Source organism: Streptomyces sp. NPDC041784, from assembly GCF_055591025.1.
Genome location: NZ_JBVJAB010000057.1, coordinates 21,823 through 27,822 on the forward strand (window position 1 = coordinate 21,823; position 6,000 = coordinate 27,822).

6 protein-coding genes, 1 tRNA gene and 1 riboswitch are annotated in these 6,000 nt (G+C 72.4%); of the genes, 2 read left to right on the forward strand and 5 right to left on the reverse strand.

The genetic code is table 11. The features are described 5' to 3' along the window. Positions 1-68: 68 nt before the first annotated feature. The 3 genes from ACZ6D7_RS45855 to ACZ6D7_RS45865 form a co-directional block, all read right to left on the reverse strand. Positions 69-1,109 (reverse strand): M23 family metallopeptidase, encoded by a 1,041-nt coding sequence (locus ACZ6D7_RS45855; protein ID WP_469504560.1) that lies wholly within the window; start codon positions 1,107-1,109, stop codon positions 69-71. A 9-nt stretch (positions 1,110-1,118) separates the two neighbouring features. Continuing rightward, positions 1,119-1,284, reverse strand: a riboswitch (cyclic di-AMP (ydaO/yuaA leader). Positions 1,285-1,601: 317 nt separating this feature from the next. Next, positions 1,602-1,675 (reverse strand) — tRNA-Met (locus ACZ6D7_RS45860). A gap of 47 nt (positions 1,676-1,722) precedes the next feature. Next, on the reverse strand, positions 1,723-2,853 hold the full coding sequence (locus tag ACZ6D7_RS45865; protein WP_469504562.1) for a dihydrofolate reductase family protein: 1,131 nt from the start codon (positions 2,851-2,853) through the stop codon (positions 1,723-1,725). 84 nt (positions 2,854-2,937) lie between these two features. Here ACZ6D7_RS45865 and ACZ6D7_RS45870 point away from each other — a divergent pair, with 84 nt between their 5' ends. Together ACZ6D7_RS45870 and ACZ6D7_RS45875 are read left to right on the forward strand one after the other, a co-directional pair. After that, positions 2,938-3,456 (forward strand): MarR family winged helix-turn-helix transcriptional regulator, encoded by a 519-nt coding sequence (locus ACZ6D7_RS45870; protein ID WP_469504565.1) that lies wholly within the window; start codon positions 2,938-2,940, stop codon positions 3,454-3,456. Positions 3,457-3,652: 196 nt separating this feature from the next. Beyond that, a complete protein-coding gene (locus ACZ6D7_RS45875; protein WP_469504567.1) occupies positions 3,653-4,288 on the forward strand; it encodes a GTP cyclohydrolase II in 636 nt (211 codons plus the stop codon). A gap of 6 nt (positions 4,289-4,294) precedes the next feature. Here ACZ6D7_RS45875 and ACZ6D7_RS45880 read toward each other — a convergent pair whose 3' ends face one another. Beyond that, positions 4,295-4,693 carry an ASCH domain-containing protein gene (locus ACZ6D7_RS45880; protein ID WP_469504570.1) on the reverse strand — a complete coding sequence of 133 codons (399 nt, stop codon included), beginning with the start codon at positions 4,691-4,693 and terminating at the stop codon, positions 4,295-4,297. Between the two features lie 15 nt (positions 4,694-4,708). Next, positions 4,709-5,695, reverse strand: coding sequence for a hypothetical protein (locus ACZ6D7_RS45885; RefSeq protein ID WP_469504573.1), 987 nt, complete (start codon positions 5,693-5,695; stop codon positions 4,709-4,711). Between the last annotated feature and the right edge of the window lie 305 nt (positions 5,696-6,000).

Consider the following 6,000-nt stretch of genomic DNA (forward strand, 5'->3'; position numbering starts at 1 on the left):
CAGACCGGCGGCCCTGACGTCGGGGGGGTGTCGTCAGGGCCGCCGGGGACTGGTCAGGAGCTGCTGTCTCAGGGGTTGAGGCCCTTGCTGCGCAGCCAGGCCGCCGGGTCGATGCCCTCCGCGCTGCCGCCCGCGTGGACCTCCAGGTGGAGGTGGGCGCCGGTGACGTTGCCGGTGGCGCCGACGCGGCCGATGACATCGCCGGTCGCGACCTTCTGGCCGACGCTGACGCTGATCGACGACTGGTGGGCGAACCAGATCTCGGTGCCGTCGTCGAGGGTGAGCACGGTCTTGTAGCCGTACGAGCCGTCCCAGCCCGCCGACGTGATCGTGCCGCTGTGCACGGCCTTGATCAGGGTGCCCGTGGGGGCGGCGAAGTCGAGGCCGGTGTGGTAGCCGGAGGACCAGTAAGGGCCGGCCTGACCGAAGGTCGAGGTGATGGTGTACGAGGAGGTCGGCAGCGTGTACTGCTTGGCCAGCTCGGCGAGGCGCGCGGCCTCGGCCTTCTCCCTGGCCTCCGCCTCGGCCTTCTCCTTGGCGGCGGCGGCCTTGGCCTCCGCCTCCTTCTCGGCCTTGGCGACCGCGTCGGCCTCGGCCTTGGCGACGGCGGCCGCGGCCGCTTCGGCGGCCTTGGTCTCGATCTGGGTCTGCTGCGACTCGGCCTGGGCCATGATCCGGCTGCGCAGGGCCTCGCCGGCGTCGGTGGCGCTCTGGGTGTCGTCGTCGGCCTCGGTGGCGACGCTGCCGAAGGTGCTGAGCGCGGGCGCGGCGTCCTGGACGGGCTCGTCGTCGGAGATGAGCGAGCCGACGTTGGGCAGGTCCGGCATGGAGATGGAGACCGGGGCCTTGCCGGTGTTGGCGCTGGCCATCCCGCCCGCGCTGACGGCGGCTATGACGCCGACGCCGAGAACGGTGGAGCTACGGGCGAACCCGCCGCCACGCTGCTTGGCGACCCGGTGCTTGCCCCGGACCGGGCGAACGGACTCCGCAGTGGGGTTCCATTCCTCCCAGGGGCCCTCGTCGGTGCGGTAGCTGCCATAGGCGAGGGTCTCGGTGGACCGCTGGCTCGGCACGAACGGGGCTTCGGGGGCAGGCCGGTTGGACGCCACGCGGGCGTACTCCTTTCCTTCCGTCGCCTACCGGGTTAGCTGACGGGTTCGGAGCGGGAAGGTCTCCTACGCGCGTATACCGTTCGTGACTCTGCGAGTTCACGGCGGCTTCCGTGCGATTCACCCCAAGGTGGTGGTTCCCCGGTTCCCTTGCGGGATTCGGCGCGTGCGCACGGAGCCGACTCTTGTGACGGCTGGGACGACCGCGCTGCGTTATCGAACGTTAATAGACCTGGGGGCGGGTTTCCAAGCTGTTCCACTTGATCAACTACTTTTCCGGCCTGGACTTTCGGGCCATGAACGATGAAAAACGGGCGAGTTGACCGGCGGCGCTCTTACCCCGGGAACCGTTCAGTAGTCACCCGCGTTTTGATGGTGACTCACTCGTTATGCACAGAGCGGTCGGCCGATCACAGGGAGTGAGGGAATGGGGAGAGCACACAACACCGAGGGCCGGAACCCTGATTAAGGATTCCGGCCCTCGGATATCAGTAGCGGGGACAGGATTTGAACCTGCGACCTCTGGGTTATGAGCCCAGCGAGCTACCGAGCTGCTCCACCCCGCGGCGATGAACACCACTCTACGCTATCCACGGGGCGGAAAGCACATCGCTTATCCGGGCAGGTGGCGGTTGGGTTCCTGGGCCCGCTCCGCGTACTCCGGCAGGACGACGACATCGACGCCGTGGGCCGCGAGGAGACCGCTGCCGTCCGCGGCCGTCACGAAGGTGTCGGGCTCCCGCCAGGCGGTGACGACCCGCCGCACACCCGCGTCGAGGATGAGCCGGGCGCAGGGCGTGGGCCGGGAGGAGCGGACGGCGCAGGGTTCGAGGCTGCTGTAGACGGTGGCGTCGGCGAGCCGGGGGTCGGCGGGGTCGAGCTTGGCGAGGGCGGCCTCCTCGGCGTGCGCATGCGGGTCGCCGGCCTCGCGGGAGTGGCCGCGCGCCAGTTCCGTCCCGTCGGCGGCCACGACCACCGCGCCCACGCTGAACGCCGTGTCCGACGGCGGGCACTGGGCGGCCAGCTCGCAGGCGAGGGCGAGCCAGTGCCGGTCGGCGGCGGCGGGGACGTCTCCGGTGCCGGGGGCGGTGGGCTCGTAGCGCATGAGGACGACGTCCTCGATCCGCCGGGTCTCGGTCAGCCGCAGGCGTCCGCCCTGGTAGGCGCCGGGGCCGAAGAGGCGGGGCGCGTCCGGGTCGCCCACCAGGAGCGGGGCGAGGACGAGCTGGAGTTCGTCGGCGAGGCCCTGCCGGAGCAGCTGGGTGTGGATCGTCCCGCCACCCTCGACCATGAGCCGGCGGACCCCGCGCTCGTCGTGCAGGTGCGTGAGGAGCCGCCGCCAGTCCAGCTCGGGGCCGAGCGGGACGACGTCCGCCGCGATGCCGAGCGCCCGGGCCCGCGCGGCGCCCTTCTCCGTCGTGTACACGACCTTCTCGCCGCCGGTGTGCCAGAACCGGGCCGCCGGGTCGAGGTCGCCGGAGCCGCTGACGGTGACCTTGAGGGGGTACTCCGGCCGGCCCGCGGCGACCCGGGCGGCGCGGCGGTCGGGGGAGTTCACCAGCAGGCGGGGGTTGTCGGCGCGGATGGTGCCGGCGCCGATCAGGATCGCGTCGACGGAGGCCCGTACCGCGTCGACGCGGTCGAAGTCGGCGGGGCTGGAGAGGAGCAGGCGCTCGGGGGTGGTGTCGTCCAGGAAGCCGTCGAGGGAGACGGCGGCGGACAGCAGGACGTGCGGGTACGGCATCGGCGCGGCTCTCTTCGGCTGTTCGGACGACGGGTCTTGACTCAAGCTCTTGGTTCAAGTTTGAAACAAACCTACACTGGGTGCATGACGACCCGCTGGCTCACACCCGAGGAGCAGCGCGCCTGGCGCGCGTACATGGCCGGCTACCTCCTCCTGGAGGACGCGATCGACCGGCAGCTCCAGCAGGACGCCGGCATGCCCCACCTGTACTACTCCATCCTGACCAACCTCTCCGAGACACCGGAGCGGCGGCTGCGGATGACCGACCTCGCGGAGCGGCTGAAGATCACCCGCAGCAGGCTGACGTACGCCGTGTCCCGTCTGGAGAAGGACGGGCTGGTGGGGCGCGAGGACTGCCGCTGGGACAAGCGCGGGAGCGTCGCGGTCCTGACGGACGAAGGCATGGCGGTACTGGAGAACGCAGCGCCCGGCCATGTCGAGACGGTCCGCGCCGCCCTCTTCGACCGGCTCACCCCGGAACAGGTGGGACAGCTGGAGGAGATCTTCACGCAGGTCGCGCGCGGGTTCCAGGGCGGTGGCGGCGAGGCCGGGCCCGAGGATCTGCCGTGGCGCCGGCGTTCGTCGCCGTGCTCCGGGACCTAATAGGGCGCGCATGAGGCGCGCATGAGGCGTCCACGAGGCGTCGACGAGGCGCACCACGAGTCACCTCATGAGTCACCCCACAAACCAGTTGCTTCAATTTTAAAACATGGGGTAGGGTCTCGTTTCGCCGGATCTGCTTCAAATCTGAAGCAGAACACCGGCACTGTTCACGGCCCACCGGAACCGGGAGACCCGCATGCCCGACACCCCTGCCGCCACCCAGCGTGCCCGCGTCCGGGTACCGCTCCGCTTCCCCGACGGCTACTCCGTCGACGCCGAGCTGGTCACCTTCCACGGCCTGGCCGACGGCCAGGAGCACCTCGCCGTCGTTCTCGGCGAGCCGGGCGAGATCCCGCTGGTCCGGCTGCACTCCGAGTGCCTGACCGGCGATGTCTTCGGCTCCGCCCGCTGCGACTGCGGTCCCCAGCTGCGCGAGGCCGTCGAGCGCATAGCCGAGACCGGCGGCGTGCTGCTCTACCTCCGCCAGGAGGGCCGCGGCATCGGCCTCTACAACAAGCTCGACGCGTACGCCCTCCAAGACCAGGGCCTGGACACCTACGAGGCGAACGCCGCCCTCGGCCTGCCCGAGGACGACCGCGACTACACGGCCGCCGCACAGATGCTGCGCGCCCTGGGCATCGGCCGCCTGGACCTGCTGTCCAACAACCCCGACAAGGCCGGCCAGCTGCGGGACCTGGGCATCGACGTCCACGACCGGGTGCCGACCGGCGTCTTCACCACCCCGCACAACGTCCGCTACCTGCGCGCGAAGGTGCTCCAGACCCAGCACACGCTGCCGCTCACGGAACTCACCGGTCTGACCGCGGGCTGAGCCCGCTCAGTCCCCAGCGACCAGCCGGAACGCCAGGCACACCACCGGGGTGTCGTCCTCGACCGGGGCACCCTCGGAGCCCCAGAACCGGCGGTGGCCCGCGCGCCACTCCGCCAGATCGGCGTCCCCCTCCCCCTCGGCCGCCGCGTGCTCCCAGGTCACCTCGCCGAAGGTGGTCCGCTCCACGCCGGTGATCTCGATGACGGCCACGGAACGGCCCACGATGTCGAGGAGCGCGAGGCGCTCACCGACGTACTCCAGGCCCTCGGTCTCCTCCACGTACTCCGCGAGCAGGCCGGTCGTGGCGCGCTTGCGGCCGGACAGGACCAGCGCGTTCAGCCGGACGCGCATCTCGTCCGGGCTGCCCAGCTCCATCGCCCGCATGCCGTCGACTCGGGGCCACATCGTGTCATCGCCTCACTACTGGGTGATCAGATCGAGCGGATGGTCGGCGTCCTGGGGGCACACGGCGACGGTCAGCCGGCCGCGGCCCGGGGAGACGCCGGTGGGGACGCTCGCGCCCGGGACACGCGCGTCCGGCCGGTCCTCGTACGGGATCCAGCTGGTGGTGCTCGGGTCCCACTCGCGGTCGGCCACCGTCAGCAGCGCGGTCATGTCCGTGCCGCAGACCGAGCAGAGCAGCGGGCGCGGGCCCGTGAGGGGCCAGGAGATGTGGCCGCCGGTCTTCCAGCCGGGCGCCGTGGACAGGTCGGAGACGTACCTCTCCTCCTCCGGCCCCTCCCATGCGTCGATCCGGTCCTGGAGGGAGGGGTCGAGGGCGAAGTAGTACGGGTGCTCGACGATCTCCTCGGGATGCACCACGCACGGGTCGGGCACGAGTTCGGCACGGCCGACGACCTCCGGGACCGGCGGCTCGGCGAGGGGCGTGCCGACGTCCTCCGCAAGGCGCCACCGCAGCCGTACGTGCACCTCGTGACCGCTCTCGCCGTGCCGTTCGAACGGGCACCAGAACACCTGGAGCAGGTCGCCCTCCCCCGTGTCGGGCAGCCCGGGCACGTCCCGCCGGTACAACTGGGCCACGGCGAGCAGCGGGACGGGGTCGGTGGGGGCGAGGTGCGGAGCGTGCCGGCCGCGCTGGAAGCCGGCGAGGATCGCGGTCTCCTCGGCGTTCGGCCCGGTGCGCGGATCGCGCCGCCAGGCCCGCTCCAGGATCTCCCGCTCCCGCACCACCTCGGCGTACCGGTAGCCGCTGCCCCGCTTGTGCGGGAGCGTGCAGACCGGCCAGGGCTCGTCGGCCGGCCACAGCGGCGGGCCGCCGACGGAACTCTCGCGCGCCGTGGGCGTGCCGCGCCGCGGATGGAGCCGGGTGGCCGACCGGCGCAGCGCGGTCAGTTCGGGGAAGACGGCTTCGATGTCGTCGGGTCGCGGCGGGGTGGTGCGCGGCATGGGCCAGGACTCCGGGGGTTCGGGTGACGGCGTTCGCGCCCGGTCCGGACTCGGCCCGATCCTCGGCGAAGTCCCGCGGGGCGTCGGCCGATTCGCGGTGGTGGCCATCCTCCTCGACATCGGGGTTCCCGGTCCCGAACCACGGCGGGGGGGGGGGGGGGGGGGGGGGGGGGGGGGGGGGGGGGGGGGGGGGGGGGGGGGGGGGGGGGGGGGGGGTGGGGGGGGGGGGGGGGGGGGGGGGGGGGGGGGGGGGGGGGGGGGGGGGGGGGGGGGGGGGGGGGGGGGGTGGGTGGGGGGGGGGGGTC